At 68.9% G+C, this 13,719-nt stretch carries 15 protein-coding genes; 12 read left to right on the plus strand and 3 right to left on the minus strand.

Annotated elements, in window-relative coordinates; all coding sequences use genetic code 11:
* Positions 1-307: 307 nt before the first annotated feature.
* From ACZ56L_RS23735 to ACZ56L_RS23745, 3 genes are all read left to right on the plus strand, one after another.
* Positions 308-700 (plus strand): hypothetical protein, encoded by a 393-nt coding sequence (locus ACZ56L_RS23735; RefSeq protein WP_471066113.1) that lies wholly within the window; start codon positions 308-310, stop codon positions 698-700.
* Positions 697-1,842 carry a N(5)-(carboxyethyl)ornithine synthase gene (locus tag ACZ56L_RS23740; protein WP_345219753.1) on the plus strand — a complete coding sequence of 382 codons (1,146 nt, stop codon included), beginning with the start codon at positions 697-699 and terminating at the stop codon, positions 1,840-1,842. Before ACZ56L_RS23735 ends, ACZ56L_RS23740 begins: the two co-directional genes overlap by 4 nt.
* Before the next feature lie 852 nt (positions 1,843-2,694).
* On the plus strand, positions 2,695-3,744 hold the full coding sequence (locus ACZ56L_RS23745) for a fatty acid desaturase family protein (RefSeq protein ID WP_471066115.1): 1,050 nt from the start codon (positions 2,695-2,697) through the stop codon (positions 3,742-3,744).
* Between the two features lie 994 nt (positions 3,745-4,738).
* Here ACZ56L_RS23745 and ACZ56L_RS23750 read toward each other — a convergent pair.
* Complete coding sequence (locus ACZ56L_RS23750; protein WP_471066117.1) at positions 4,739-5,056, minus strand: hypothetical protein; 318 nt, start codon at positions 5,054-5,056, stop codon at positions 4,739-4,741.
* Positions 5,057-5,196: 140 nt separating this feature from the next.
* On the opposite strand from ACZ56L_RS23750, the gene ACZ56L_RS23755 reads away from it, so the two are divergent.
* The 6 genes from ACZ56L_RS23755 (at position 5,197) to ACZ56L_RS23780 (ending at position 9,487) form a co-directional block, all read left to right on the plus strand.
* Positions 5,197-5,487 carry an Imm21 family immunity protein gene (locus ACZ56L_RS23755; RefSeq protein WP_471066309.1) on the plus strand — a complete coding sequence of 97 codons (291 nt, stop codon included), beginning with the start codon at positions 5,197-5,199 and terminating at the stop codon, positions 5,485-5,487.
* 10 nt (positions 5,488-5,497) lie between these two features.
* Positions 5,498-6,016 carry a pyridoxamine 5'-phosphate oxidase family protein gene (locus ACZ56L_RS23760; protein WP_471066119.1) on the plus strand — a complete coding sequence of 173 codons (519 nt, stop codon included), beginning with the start codon at positions 5,498-5,500 and terminating at the stop codon, positions 6,014-6,016.
* Positions 6,017-6,848: 832 nt separating this feature from the next.
* Positions 6,849-7,295 carry a hypothetical protein gene (locus ACZ56L_RS23765; RefSeq protein WP_345219757.1) on the plus strand — a complete coding sequence of 149 codons (447 nt, stop codon included), beginning with the start codon at positions 6,849-6,851 and terminating at the stop codon, positions 7,293-7,295.
* Positions 7,296-7,552: 257 nt separating this feature from the next.
* Positions 7,553-8,128, plus strand: coding sequence for a telomere-protecting terminal protein Tpg (gene tpg / locus ACZ56L_RS23770; protein ID WP_471066121.1), 576 nt, complete (start codon positions 7,553-7,555; stop codon positions 8,126-8,128).
* A 342-nt stretch (positions 8,129-8,470) separates the two neighbouring features.
* Positions 8,471-8,995, plus strand: coding sequence for a hypothetical protein (locus ACZ56L_RS23775; protein ID WP_471066123.1), 525 nt, complete (start codon positions 8,471-8,473; stop codon positions 8,993-8,995).
* Positions 8,996-9,073: 78 nt separating this feature from the next.
* Positions 9,074-9,487: a hypothetical protein gene (locus ACZ56L_RS23780; protein ID WP_471066125.1), complete on the plus strand. Its 414-nt coding sequence runs from the start codon at positions 9,074-9,076 to the stop codon at positions 9,485-9,487.
* A gap of 416 nt (positions 9,488-9,903) precedes the next feature.
* Here ACZ56L_RS23780 and ACZ56L_RS23785 read toward each other — a convergent pair whose 3' ends face one another.
* On the minus strand, positions 9,904-10,857 hold the full coding sequence (locus tag ACZ56L_RS23785; RefSeq protein ID WP_471066127.1) for an SDR family NAD(P)-dependent oxidoreductase: 954 nt from the start codon (positions 10,855-10,857) through the stop codon (positions 9,904-9,906).
* A gap of 405 nt (positions 10,858-11,262) precedes the next feature.
* On the opposite strand from ACZ56L_RS23785, the gene ACZ56L_RS23790 reads away from it, so the two are divergent.
* Complete coding sequence (locus tag ACZ56L_RS23790) at positions 11,263-11,661, plus strand: MarR family transcriptional regulator (protein ID WP_471066129.1); 399 nt, start codon at positions 11,263-11,265, stop codon at positions 11,659-11,661.
* Positions 11,662-11,825: 164 nt separating this feature from the next.
* Entirely contained in the window at positions 11,826-12,083 is a 258-nt protein-coding gene (locus ACZ56L_RS23795) for a replication initiation protein, RepL2 (protein ID WP_471066311.1), read from the plus strand.
* A 109-nt stretch (positions 12,084-12,192) separates the two neighbouring features.
* Here the strand turns inward: ACZ56L_RS23795 and ACZ56L_RS23800 are convergent, their stop codons facing one another.
* Entirely contained in the window at positions 12,193-12,879 is a 687-nt protein-coding gene (locus ACZ56L_RS23800; protein WP_471066131.1) for a flavin reductase family protein, read from the minus strand.
* A 56-nt stretch (positions 12,880-12,935) separates the two neighbouring features.
* Between ACZ56L_RS23800 and ACZ56L_RS23805 the strand changes: the two genes are divergently transcribed.
* Positions 12,936-13,664: an ArsR/SmtB family transcription factor gene (locus ACZ56L_RS23805; RefSeq protein WP_345219765.1), complete on the plus strand. Its 729-nt coding sequence runs from the start codon at positions 12,936-12,938 to the stop codon at positions 13,662-13,664.
* The last annotated feature ends 55 nt before the right edge of the window (positions 13,665-13,719 follow it).

Consider the following 13,719-nt stretch of genomic DNA (forward strand, 5'->3'; position numbering starts at 1 on the left):
GCCGGGGCGCCCCAGAGGGTGGGGCAGGTCCGCCGGGCGGGCCGCCGGACCGCGTCCGTCCGTCAGGCCCGTACGAGGGGCTGCCGTGGCCGGCCCGGGCGCGTGGCTCCCGAGGGCACAGGGGTGCTTTTCCAGCCCTGTGCCAGGCAGCTCCTCATCGCCGTTGCCGGGCCGGGTGTTCGGACCCGTCGCACATCGGAGTACGGTGGCAGTACCGGGCGTACACCGCATGCCGTCACCCTTTTCGGCATCGCTCTCGGAGAACGCCGAGCCCGGGGACCCGCCGGCCCCCGAGGACGTGGGACCGATGTACTCGCAATCCTCCATCTCCAGCCGTCGCAGCGGACGTCCGGCGCCGACCGAAGAGATGCTTCACGGCCTGGCCTGCGTCATCTGCGGCACCGACTACCGCACCGCGGCGACCGCGGACGCCGTCGTGGTCGCCCACGGTCACGACGGGCCCGCCCTGGCCTGCCGGGGCGTGTGCGCCCGGATGTCCAGTGGGTCCGCCGCCGGTCTGGACGAGCCCCGGCCGCCCCTGGCCGAGCGCGTACGCCGGTACGAGGCCGGGCGCGTACGTCGGCAGGCCGAGCAGACGCGGGCCGACCGGACGCAAGGCGACCCCACCCCGGCCGACCGGACGCCGGACGGCCCCACGCAGGACGGGCACACGCCGGGCCCGACGGGGCGCGACGCGTGAGCCTCATGACCCTCGGCGTGCTGTCCTCCCGCCACAAGGAGAACGAGTTCCGCCTGCCGCTGCATCCGCGCCAGCTGGACCGCATCGACCCCGACGTGCGCGCACACGTCTTCCTCGAACAGGGCTACGGCCTGCGTTTCGGCCTCGACGACGCGGCGCTGCGCCCCTTCGTGGGCGGCCTGCGTTCCCGCGAGCAACTGCTGGCCGACAGCGACGTACTACTGCTGCCCAAGCCGATGCACGAGGACGTCGCGGCGATGCGCACGGGTCAGGTGCTGTGGGGGTGGCCGCACTGCGTGCAGGACGCGGCGCTGACCCAGATGGGCATCGACCGACGACTGACCATGATCGCCTGGGAGGCCATGAACCACTGGACCGCGGCAGGTGCCTTCAGCGTGCACGTCTTCCACAAGAACAACGAACTTGCCGGTTACAGCTCCGTCCTGCACGCCCTGCAACTCGGTGGTGCGACGGGCAGTTACGGCCGGCGCCTGCGGGCGGTGGTCATCAGTTTCGGTGCGACGGCGCGCGGAGCGGTGACTGGCCTGGGCGCCATGGGCGTCTCCGACGTCACGGTGCTCACCCAGCGCGACGCCGTGGCGGTCGCGTCGCCGATGTCGTCCGTGGTGATGAGCCACTTCCGGGAACGGCCGGACGACCCGTCCCGGCTCCAGGCCCTGACCCCCGCCGGGCCGGTGCCGCTCGCCGAGTACCTGGCCGGGTTCGACATCGTCGTCAACTGCATACGGCAGGACACCGGCACGCCGCTGATGTTCGTCACCGAGAAGGAGCTGGACCTCTTCCGGCCGGGGACGTACTTCGTGGACGTGTCGTGCGACAGGGGCATGGGCTTCGAATGGGCACGTCCGACCACCTTCGACGCGCCGATGCACCTCGTCGGTGACGGCTGCCACTACTACGCCGTCGACCACAGCCCGTCGCTCCTGTGGGATTCGGCCACCTGGGAGATCAGTGAGGCCGTGCTGCCGTACTTGCGCAGGGTCCTCGAAGGCCCCGAGGCGTGGGAGGCTGACGCCACGATCAGAAAGGCGATCGAGATCCGCGACGGCGTGGTGCGCAATCCGGAGATTCTCGCCTTCCAGCACCGGGCCGCGGCCCACCCGCACGCCCCGGCCTCGTAGGGTTCCGGCGGTTTGACGGACGAAGGACGTGCCGGTGCCCGCGCCACCGGAGCCGTGGGCGAGGTCGATCTCCCGCGACGGGCCGCCCTTGGCAATCCGACTTCCGTGACAAGCCGTCCAAGTGCGATGGCAGAGGACACTATCCGCCACATCCCGTAACCCGACGATCCCAGCTGCTCCTGGGTGGCTCACAGCCCGTTTCCTCAGGTGGGCGCATCGCGCTGTGAGGGTGTGAGGCGAGGGCCTGCGCCGACGGAGTGGCGCTGCTCCTGATCGTGCTGCTCACCGTGGTCTCCAGCGGGCTGCTCCTCGATGGGCAGCGGGGCGGTGACCGCCGACGGTGACGTGCTGCTCATGGTCCTGGCGGTGGGCGCCGGATTGCAGCACGGTGATGTCGCAGGGGCAGCGCAGCATTTGCATGGGCCGCGTAGCACAAGGGTGCTGCACGGGCAGTGTCCCGGCCCGGCCGGCGCCGCACGGCCACCTGCTGCACGCCGGTCGTCCTCGCGGACGTTCTGCTGCACCAGAACGATCCGGTTTATCTGGTGCTACCGGTGCTGCTGGCTCTGTTCACGAGAACGGGCAGCACTTCGACACCGCTTCGGGAGGCGGCAAGCAGTCGCGGGCGGCCGGAATGTGTACGAGTTCCGACGGCACTGAAGCTTGCTGAAGGGGCCCGGAGACTGTGAGAACGCTGTGCTTATGCGGGCCTGTGTAATGTCGATAGAAGATGCCCTGGCCCTCGGCATGACAGGTCCCCCCACTTCTTCGACCGTCCCGCCCCGGCGCCCACGCACGCAGTCGATTTCCCTGCGCATACGGAACCGGGCCGGTGCCGGGAATCGAGACATCATGTCCATCGTTCAAGACACCGCCCCCGTCGAACACCGCACCGGAAGTGACTTCGCACGCCTCGCCCACCAGATCAGGGACGCCGGGCTGATGCGCCGACGGCCCTTCTACTACGGCGTGCGCATGGCCCTGGTGGCCGTCGCGTACGCGGTTGGCTGGCTGGCCTTCGTCGCCGTCGGCGACAGCTGGTGGACCCTCGCCGTCGGCGCCTTCCTCGCTGTGGTCTTCGGACAGGTCGCGCTGGTCGCACATGACGTCGGTCACCGCCAGGTCTTCCGTCGCAGCACGTCGAGCGCACTGCTCGGACGCCTGGCCGCCAACGTCGGCATCGGCATGGGGTACGGCTGGTGGCAGGACAAGCACAGCCGCCACCACGCGAACCCCAACCACGAGGAACTCGACCCGGACGTGGCCCCCGACATCCTGGTCTGGAGCCAGACCCAGGCAAGGGCGGCGACCGGCCGGGTGCCCCGCCTGCTCGGCAGGGTGCAGGCGTACCTCTTCTTCCCGCTGCTCACCCTCGAAGGCTTCAACCTGCACGTCGCGGGCATCCGGGCGCTGGCGGACCGCTCGTTGAAGCAGCGCAGGACCGAAGGCACGCTGCTGGTCACGCACTTCGTGGCCTACCTCGGGGCGCTGTTCCTCGTGCTCCCGCCGGGGAAGGCGGTGCTCTTCCTCGTCGTGCACCAGTGCCTGTTCGGCGTCTACCTGGGGGCCATCTTCGCCCCGAACCACAAGGGCATGCCGACGCTCACCGGTGACGACAGGCCGGACTTCCTGCGTCGCCAGGTCCTGACCTCGCGCAACGTGCGCGGCAACTGGTTCACCGACGTGGCGCTCGGCGGGCTGAACTACCAGATCGAGCACCACCTGTTCCCCAGCATGCCCTCGCCGAACCTGCGCAGGGCACAGCTGGTGGTCCGCCGGTACTGCGAGAGCCTCGGCGTGGCGTACCTGGAGACGTCGCTCATCGCCTCGTACGGTCAGGCGCTCAGGAGCCTGCACCGGGCCGGCCTTCCGCTGCGGGAGCGGTCCGCCGCGACCTCGTGACCGCTTCCACGCAGAATCGGGCACTGATCAAACATTGCTCGTTGCCGTCGGGGAATCCGAAGGCGGCCGAGCGGTGCTTCTCTCCTCTGCCTCCCCGCATGAGTGACTGTGATGAAGCCCTGGCCCTGGGTGCCGGGCCGGAGCTCGCGCAGGCTCTTGCCGCCGTGGCGGCCGAGAACCACCAGCACTCGCCGGCTCCTGGGCATTGCCGTTTACAGCCAGGAGCCGAAGCCGACCCCCGCCGCGGCGACCGTGTGCCTGGCGGCGGATCGGCCGCCTTCCTTCCTCGACGTGACCCAGGAGGAATCACCATGCCGTTCGTCCCTTTGTACGCCTCCCACCTGTTCGTCGAGCATCTGCCTATCGCGGACTTGTCCTCTTCGGACCGTGCCCCGTGTGGGGAGCCGCCCCGATGAACCGCCCTACCGAGCGACTCCCACTGTTCGGTGGCCTGTTGGCCGTCTTCGGTGAGATGCAAGCAGCCGACCGGCCTCATGGAGGTGGAGGAACTTCACGGACAAGGACCAGAGCGCCTCCCAGCCGCAGGGCCAATGACCGGTCACCACACGTATCCGCGAACCCATGGCAGATCGCCGGCTCGACATCTGCGGGTGCTGAGCCCGACAACGTGGAAACACGTCACATGCCCTTCGTCCGCCACATCTGCCGCGACGGCGTGCAAGGTGGCCGAAGCGCTCGAAGTGCTGGAGCCGGCCGCAGCGCAACGCGGGGGCTGCGCGAGGCGATCAACGACGTCCGGCGTTCCGCGGCGGTCCTCGCCGCCCGAGTCCGCGCCGCGCCCGTCGCCAAGGCATGGCTCCCCCTGGGGCACAGCAGTTGAGAGTCGTACTCCCGCGCGGAGTTCGGCATCTCCCACGCCCAGGCATACCGCCTCCTCCACGTCGCCCATGCCCTGGCCACGATCCACGACGCCATCGCCGCCGGCCCCGATCCGTCCCGTACGCGAAACAGCGCCCCGGCCACCGCGGCCGCACTAGACTACGGCCCTCTCCCAACGCGCCCTGATCGCCGTCTCCGACCGTACGGACACCGTCACGGACCTTTGATCACCCGCCGACTCGCCATGCTCGCCGACAGCGCCCTCCAGCTCCTCGACGAACCCACGGTGTGCGCCGTAGTCCGCCAGGCCGTCCACGACGTCCGCACCGCGCCGCCTCCGCCACCCGCCGAACCGCCGGCGGATCCCGCGCTCACCGAACCACGCCGCATTGTCGGCGAACTCGCCGCCCGCACCCACCAGCTCGGGAAGCTGATGCTCGAAGTCGCCCCCCCCCGCGTACCTGTCCGCCATCGAGGCGGCCGACGTCCTCACCCCGCTGTACGACCAGATCGGCGAGACCCTCGACAACGCACTCGCCGCCCGCCGCTACGCCCTCGCCGGCGCCCGCCGCTGTCCTGTGTCATCGAACTTTGAGCGATTGCCACCGAAGTTTGAGTGGTTGGCCGGGGGCCCCGGCTCTGACTTCCGAACAGACTCTTGGAGGGTGGCAGAGAACGTGCTTCCTGCCGGAGAAGCGGGTGTTCGTGCGATGGCTGACTGCGGACTCCGAGGCCGAGGTGTTCACGACAGCCGAGGCGGTTCCGGCCGATCCGGACACCGCTTGGGAGGACAGCGGACTGTGGGTCGCTGTTGCCCTCCACGCAGCACCGAGCGCAACCCGCGCGGAGCAATCTCACCGCTGCTTCATCAATGACGACAGAGGGTGTCGGATTTACGACTGACGATGGACGTATGCGCGAAACCCCAGAAGAACTCGACAAGCTCCAGTCCCTCCTCGGCTCCTCCCTCTCCAGCTCGACCGCCCACCTCCGCTCGATCGTCGAGGGCCGCACCATCACGGCGGCGCAGCTCACCGGCGTCCTCACCGGCATGTGCACGCTCGCCCTCTCCACGGTGACCGCAAAGGGCGAACCGCGAATCAGCGGCGTCGACGGGCACTTCCTGCACGGCCGGTGGCACTTCGGTACGGCGCGCAACGCCGCCAAGGCCCGTCATCTCGCGGCCCGTCCCGCCGCCAGCGTCGCGCACATGCGCGGCGAAGACCTCGGCGTGTTCACCCACGGCACGGTGGAGGAGCTGAACCCCGAGGACGCCGAGTCCACGGCCGACTGGCAGGAACTTCTCGCCTACTTGAAAGACTTCTACGGCGACGAAGCCTTCGACTGGAACCGCGAGGTCGTCTACTACCGGCTGAACCCGCACTGGATGACCGTCTACGCCCCCGACCTCGACAAGCTCACCGGCACGTAACGCCGGGCCCGTCGACAAGGACCTGCACCTGCGCATACGTGGGTGCAGGGGCGGTCAACGGCGCGCCGCCGCGTACTACCAGTGCCATGGCGACAGCCTCGCGCAGCGCCCGCCGGTACAGCAGCGACCCGAGGCTGCCCCGCCCCCAAGCTCTCAACTCCGCTGCGCTGAGTTCGAACAGCGGGTACCTCCTTCGTCGAGTCAGACGGCGGCGCTGACAGGCCCGGTGTCCACCCCGAGGCGGGCCCTGCACAGCGCTCAGACGTACGGCCGCACCCGGACCCGGTCACCTGCCACGTCAACGCGGAGACCAGGACCCACCTGGTCCGAGGCCCGCTCGCGTACCCACAGAGGGCCGGGCGCCGCCAGGGCCTGGACTCTGTCCCGTGGGAGCTGCGTCCTCGGCGCTCCCGACGCGAGCTCTGCTCTCAGAGGGCTGGACCGGCCGACCGCGTGCTGCTCGTCCGGGTCGGAGAAGCCGGCGCCGAAGGCGAGGACGGTCCGTTGCAGAGCCGCATGTTCGTTGGCTGGTGGGGGATCGGGTTCGTCGTTGGGTGAGGGATCGCTCGCGTAAGAGGAATAGCTACGACTGACTGACCAGATGACGAGCGCGCCCTTCCTCACCCGCCATAGGCGAAGTACCGGCAGTAGAAGCTGTGGACGCCGCGGAGAAAGTGGTTCGGGTCGCGTCGATGTCGTCGAGAAGGCCTCGTCGGCCGGAGGAGGCCGCCGCTGGGCAGCGGGAGCGCTTGCGGTGGCCAGTTCGTGCGTTGGCCCTGCCCGGCAAGGTGATTCCTGGCAACATCAATGGGATTCGAACATAGGGGGTTCCATGCGTTTCGGCGTCCGCTTGCTCACTGTCGCCACCGCTGCCGTCGCCACCGGAGTGCTGCTCGTCGGCTGCTCCTCGACCCCGGCCGAGGAGTTGGAGGACTGGTGGTCTTCGGGGGGTGACGACAGGGTCAAGGCGCTGTCCGACAGCTCGAGCCACGTCAACACGGCGAGCATGCAGGTGATGGACGACAAGCGCACCGCTTGCCAGGAGCTGCTGGCAGCGGTGACCGAGGCGAAGAAGTACGGTACCCCTCCGAGCGAGAAGGCCAAGGGTTTCTGGGCGGAAGCCCTTACCGACTTCGAGCACGGAAGCAACGCGTGTGTCGCCGGGGTCGACCAGAAGGACGAGCCCCGGACCAACGAGGGCATCCGCGAGGTGCAGAGGGCCATCGGCATCCTGGCTTCAGCGGTGTCCATGATCAAGAGTGACTTGAAGGCCAAGTGATCCGGTGATCCGCCGGGATCGCCCGAACCGCTGATCGCCAAAACCTCTGGGGCGTCCGGCCGGGCGCCCCCGGGTGACGTGTCGCCGGCTCCGCTGTCCCCGTCGGACCCCCACCCGCGTTGTGCCAGGCGGCCCGGACGGCCGTCGACCGCTGGGGCCTGCCCCGGTCCGTACGCACCGATGGCAGCCGGAAGGGTCCCGTACACGAAGACGCGAAGCATCAGCACTGGAGGCATGGATCCCGCAGCCATGCCCAAATGGACATCAGGTGGACATCGCCACGCGGACGAGGACACACGATTCGGGACCCCACAGGAAGCTCTTCATCCGGCCCGCACCGAAATCGGCAAAGGCACGTAGGAAACTCCTCCACAAGCGCGAGGGTGGGTCCATCGCAGCCGTGGCGGGGCACCTGGGCGCCTTGCGGCGGACGCTGGAGCAGCTACCTCGCCGGGAAGCTGACGAAGCCGCAGAAGCGTCTCTGGGCCGCCCTCGCGGAAGTGGCCGGATCCGAGTGGCAACCGCAGGTCAGAGTGCAGGCGCGCACTCAGGCGTCCCCCTCCAGGGGGATGACGGTGGAGGTGACGGCCTCCTTCGGATTCACCTGCACGAGCAGCTCGGACGACGGCCGTGAGCGGCAGATCACCACGGACATCTCACCCACCTGCATGGAGCAGATCCTGGATCTCCAGGAGGCCGGGGCGACGGAGGAGGATCTGCATCCGATCGTCGCGGAAGCCATCACGGAGTCGTATTTCACAGAATGGGGCACACGGGCCGGTGGCCTGCGCGCGGATTTCACGTCCGTGTCGAAAATTTCTTTCCGGTTCTGACCCGGATAAATTTCCGCACCTGTTGTAAAACAATCCGGCGGGCCGTCGACCGCGCTCCGGCGGCGGCCCGCTCAGAATCCGTCCCATAAACGCGAGGCCGAAGACGACCAGGATGCCGTCGCCCGGCAGCGGAACCCGCGGACCGCTCGCCCCGCGCGTCGCTGTGCCCCGGGACCCGGTCGACCCGGCCCGCATCGGGCGGCGCGTCGTACGGCGCCGCGCGAAGGGCAGGGACGCCGGCACCGTCGCGGCGGCCCTCAAGGACGCCCGCTTCGACGCACGGCAGGACTCCCCCTACGAGGACTTGGCCGACGACGTCCGCGGCCCGGCGGAGCCCGCAGAGTGGGAACGCCTGGTCCAGTCGTCGCCGCGCCCTCGGGCACCGTCTACGACCCGGACACCGACGATGTCGTCCAGGCCGAGCTCGCCGCCGAAACCGCGGCCGCCGCCGACCGTGAGGCCGTCGTACGCGAGGCGCAGCGGATCATCGCCCGCGCCGACGAACTCCAGGCACTGCGCGAGCTCCCCGCCCTGGAGCAGACCGAGCCCCCCGACGGGGACGAAGCCGCGCGCAACGAGCCGACCCGGCGAACCGGCGGATACGTCCGGGCCGACGTCGACGCCTGGCTCGCCCGCGCCCTGGCCGCGCACCTCGGGCACTACCGCGACCCGGCCGCCCGTAAAGCCGCCGCAGACCTCCTGCCACCGCCGGCCCTTGCCCACGCCGCGCTGCTCGCCGAACTCGTCCGCCTGGCCCCCGGCGTCGACATGGACCAGCTGGCGTTCGCGGCCCGGCTCGCCACCACCGAACCCGAAGCCACCGGTGTCCCGTCCCATCGGACCTTGACCGATCTCACCGAAGTTTGACGAACGCCCTGTTCGTCTCGTCGGAGCTTGATCAGCGCTCGGGATCTGCTGCGAATCGAGCCACGTACCCTCGGCTGCATGCCTCGCCATCCGAAGAAGCCCCGTCGGCTGGTCGCCGAAGGGCGCGTGTACATATGGACGATGCGTCACAGCCATCGCAAGGACCACGAGGACCGGGCCGTGGACTGCCGCCAAATCCTCACCCTGTTCCCGCAGCCGGCCGGCACCGGCGGCTCACTGCGCATTGCCTTTGCCGACGGGCCCGGCCGGTACCTCCCGGGCGGAGCCCCCTTCGGCTCCGGGGACGTGGGCTTCACCCAAGGCGCAGACCTGAACCTGCACGAGCCGGGCGCCGTCCGGGCCCTGCTCGATGTGGCACTCGCCCGGGGGTGGCAACCGGGGGAGCGGCGGGCACTGGAAGTCGACGGCTGGCTCCTGCTGGAGGCGGCGGCCGCCGCGCGAGAGGGGGAGAGCAGCCCCGATGGCCGGTAGAGCGGTGACTCCTCTTCGCCAGGCATTGATCCTCGCAACAGCCAGCCGTGCAGCGATCAAACTTCGGTGAGACTGGTCAAACTGCGTTGAGACGGGACAACCGGCGACCTCGCTGCGCTCCTCGCCCGCGCCCACCCCACTCGCTGATCACCAAGGGTGACTGTCCTGTGCCGCTGAACCTGGACCGATTGCCAGTGAACCTGAACCACTGCGTGGTTTGTGCCACCGAAGACGGACCTCCGCAGGCCAGCGCACTGTGTGATCCTTCGCCGAAGCGGGCCCGGCGCTCTGCCGGTCCCGAAGCGACTGTCCTGGGTCACGAGACCTTGACCGTTTGCCACACGATTTCGAATACTTGCCCGATCTCGGCCGTTCAGGCGTCTACTTCACCGCGCTCGGTCGCTGGGCCTTCAGTCCTACCGGACCTCGTCGAACGTCAGGTCGTCGCCGATCAGGTTGCAGCTGGCCGCCCAAAGGCGTGCTGCGGTCGTGGTGTCGGTGAGGTGGTTCCAGAGGGGTTCGATCCTGGGCGTACCGCGCAGCCCGAACAGTCGGGGGCTCCACATCTGGCCGCCGCGGACGCCCGGGTCGAGCACGGCCCGAACGGCGGGCCACGCGGCAGCGTCCTTGCCCTGGACGAGAAGGCCGAGCGGCAAATGGCGCAGCCGCTCGCCGGCGGTCCGGACATGCAATGGCGGGCGCGAAGGCGTGAGGGCGTCGAGCGCGCCGCCGGGATGGACGACCACACTCAGTGTCGTGCTGCCAGCGGCACGCAGGCGGCGGTCAAGTTCGAAAGCGAAGAGCATCTGGGCCAGCTTCGACCGGGCATAGGCGCGCTTGGGCTGGTAGTTGTGCGTACTCTGCAGATCGTTGAGGTCCAGGCGTTCGGTCTTGGCGGCGAAGCTGCCGGTGGTGACGATTCGGCTCCCCGGGGTTGCCGTGAGCAGGGGTGCCAGGTGGTGGGTCAGCGCGAAGTGCCCCAGGTGATTGGTTGCGAACATCAGCTCGTGGCCGGCTGTGGTTTCGCGGCGCGGTGGATGGTCGAGCGCCACGCCGGCATTGTGGACGACGGCGTCGAGGCGATCCAGTCCGAGCGCGTCCACAGATGCTTTGAGCGACGTGAGATCGGCCAGGTCCAGGGACAAGTGCTTCATCCTGGCACCGGGGACGCGCGAGCTGATGGAAGCGATCGCATCTGCGGCCTTCGCCTTGTCGCGGCTGCCCAGAACGACCATGGCCCCGGTGCCGGCGAGCTGCTCGGCGACGAAGTACCCGATCCCCGCGTTGCCGCCAGTGACCAGGAAGCACCTTCCCTCGGAACGGGGCAGCCGGTGGACGTCCCACTGCGGGACCTGGGTTACGGAGGGCATGGCGGGCTCCCGGGAGGTTGGAGTGGTCTGGAGGCGGGTGGGACCGCGCATGCACAGCCGGCCAGGCCCAGTTCTCACGGTCCCTGACGCCGCCTACATCTCGCCGACAGGCCCCTTTCTCCATCGACAGCCCACCGACATTGCGCTGGTAGCGGCGCATCGTCCTTGACCTGCGGCGGTCCAACTTCGGTGTCACAAAATGCGTTCCGTACAACTTCGATGGCAATCGATCCAGGTTCGGTGGCACGGGACAGTGACTGTCACGCTCGTGTGTCACGCGCCCTCGACCCCGCTGTCACGCTGCCAGTCGGGCCCCGGATCACGGGCCCGACCCCAGGGTTTCGGCCTCGCGCCCAACAGCGTGGCACCCCGCCAGGTGCGGCTACGCAGCGCAACCGATGCCCAATGAAGACGATGCCATGGCTCATGACCTCACGTCACGGCAATACCCCTCCTCGGAGGGCCCGTTGGGAGTACGCAGGCTTCGATGCCGACACAGTCGAGGCCGTCCCGTATGTGCCGTATGCCTTCTCCGGCGATCACATCCAGGTCGACAAGGCCCGCGTCGAGGCCATCACGGAAAGCCGGGAGTTCACCCCCAGCCAGAAGTTCCTCGTGCTGTGGTGGATCGGTATCTCTCCTGCGGGCATGGAACCCCTGAGGGCCACCGGTGCCGACATCGGCAAGCGGGTCGGCATGACGGGTGACGCGGTCGGCAAGATCAACCGGAAGTTGCTGAAGCGGCGGATCCTGATTGAGCGAGGCAGGATCGGCAACTACAAGCTCTACCGCATCAGCCCGTAGTGCATCGCCTTCCACGGCACCGGGATTGAACAGCGGAAAGCGGTCAAGACATGCAGGCCGCCGGACATCCCCGGCTTCGACGGCACAGCCTCTTCGCGGTAGGAGGCCAAGAGGACAACGAGGACAAGACCAAGCTCCTGGACGTTCTCCAGCGCACCGCCGGCATGACCGCCAACCAGCGCCTGGTCGTCATGCTCTACGCGATGCACCCGACCGACCGTGCCGGACCCGTCGTGGAGACCGGCGCGACACTCGCTGCCCTCGTGGGTATGTCGCCCACCGTCTTCTCCCGCACCCGTCGCCAGGTCGTGGCAGCCGAATGGCTGGAGGAATCCGACCGGCTCGCTCACATCAGCGACTACCGGCTCAGCGAGAAGTCCACCGGCGAGGACGTCGTCGTCCCCCTGCGCCGGGCGACCTGACCACGCTCTCCGGGACCGCCCTCATGTACGTGGAGTGGATGAGTTACGGTCCGGGGACCGCCCTCATCCACTCCACGTACATGAGCTGAGCTAACCGAGGCCTCTGATCTCAGTGGGGTGCTGTGTCGGCGACTGCGGCAGGCCCCTCGGGGCTGCGGGGTGTCTGGGTGCGGTAGGAGTGGCCGAGTTCCGAGCCGAGTCCGAAGTAGTGGCGGAAGTTGTAAATGAGAGGGCTCCATGCGGCGGGGTCGATGTGGTCGGTGCCCGGAACGACGATCCGGGAGTCGGCGTGCACTGTGCACACGGCTGCCTCGACGATGACGAAGTCCCCGGAGACGTCCGGCTGTACCCGTTCGGCACGGGCCTCCAGTTGAATGGGGCATCCGGCGACGCGAGGCGGCCGGACCCGGTGGGAGGGCTCGCTGGTCATGCCTGCGGCGGCGAACTTGTCGGGCTCGAAGCGGCAGCCCTTGGGCTTGTTGGAGGGCACTGGATCCCGGCCGGTCAGTGGTGCCAGCCGCTCCACGGCCGGCCACTGGGCGGGGGCCGGCAGGTTGATGACCAGGTCGGGGCGGCTGCCGAGGTTGTACGCGGTCTGCCCTTCACGGCCCAGTCCGATCACAACCGTCTTCCCGAGGGCCCATGCGGATGATATCGGGGCAAGGTTGAACGAGCCGTCCTGATTCTCTGTCGACAGGAGCACCACTGGCGTCCCGAAGTACAGGATGCTCGGCTCGATCTCCAGGTGGGTGGCGACTGGCTGTGCGGGCAGGGTGCTGGGGGGTGCCGTGTTCATGGCCAGAAGCCTAGGGTCCGGTTGTTTCGGCCGGGGCCGAAGTGTCACAGGGGACAATGGGCCGCATGGACACGCAGCGTGCACACGTAGCCGGCCCCGACCTGGCTACCGTGGCAAAGCTTCTGGCCGATGGCACACGGGCGGGTTTCTGTCTGGCCCTGCTCGACGGCCGGGCTTGGACAGCGACGGAACTGGCGCGTCACGTGGGGGTGGCGCCCTCGACCGCGACGGAGCACCTGCACGCGCTCGTCCGCGGAAACCTGCTGGCTGAGGAACGGCAGGGCCGCCACCGCTACGTGCGTCTGGCCGGTCCGCACGTAGCCGAGCTGATCGAGAGCCTCGCCTCCATGGCACCCGAGCGCACCCCGGCACCCCGCTCCCTGTCGGCGTCAGGCCGCCGTCAGGCCCTCGCTCACGCCCGTACCTGCTACGACCACCTCGCCGGGACCGTCGGAGTCGCCATCACCGATGCGATGCTCGACCGAAGGCTGCTGGACGTGGAGCACGGACTCGGGCTCACCAGCGCCGGAGCGACCTGGCTCGAAGATCTCGGCGTCACCGTCCCGACCGGCACGCGCCGACCATCGGTACGGTCATGCCTGGACTGGACCGAACGCCGCCCCCACCTGGCCGGCGCCGTCGGCGCCGCCCTGTGCCGTCACGCGTTCGACACGGGCTGGATCACTCCCATAGGTACCACGCGTGCCGTCGCGGTCACCCTCCTCGGCCGACAGGCACTCCGCCGCCATCTCGACCTGTCCGATGAACTCCTCTCGCAGAAATGAGGTGAAGAGGCATATCGGGTCCTACACGCGTGCGCGGGCGGCTGGTGTCCAGGCC

Source organism: Streptomyces sp. NPDC039736 (assembly GCF_055596485.1).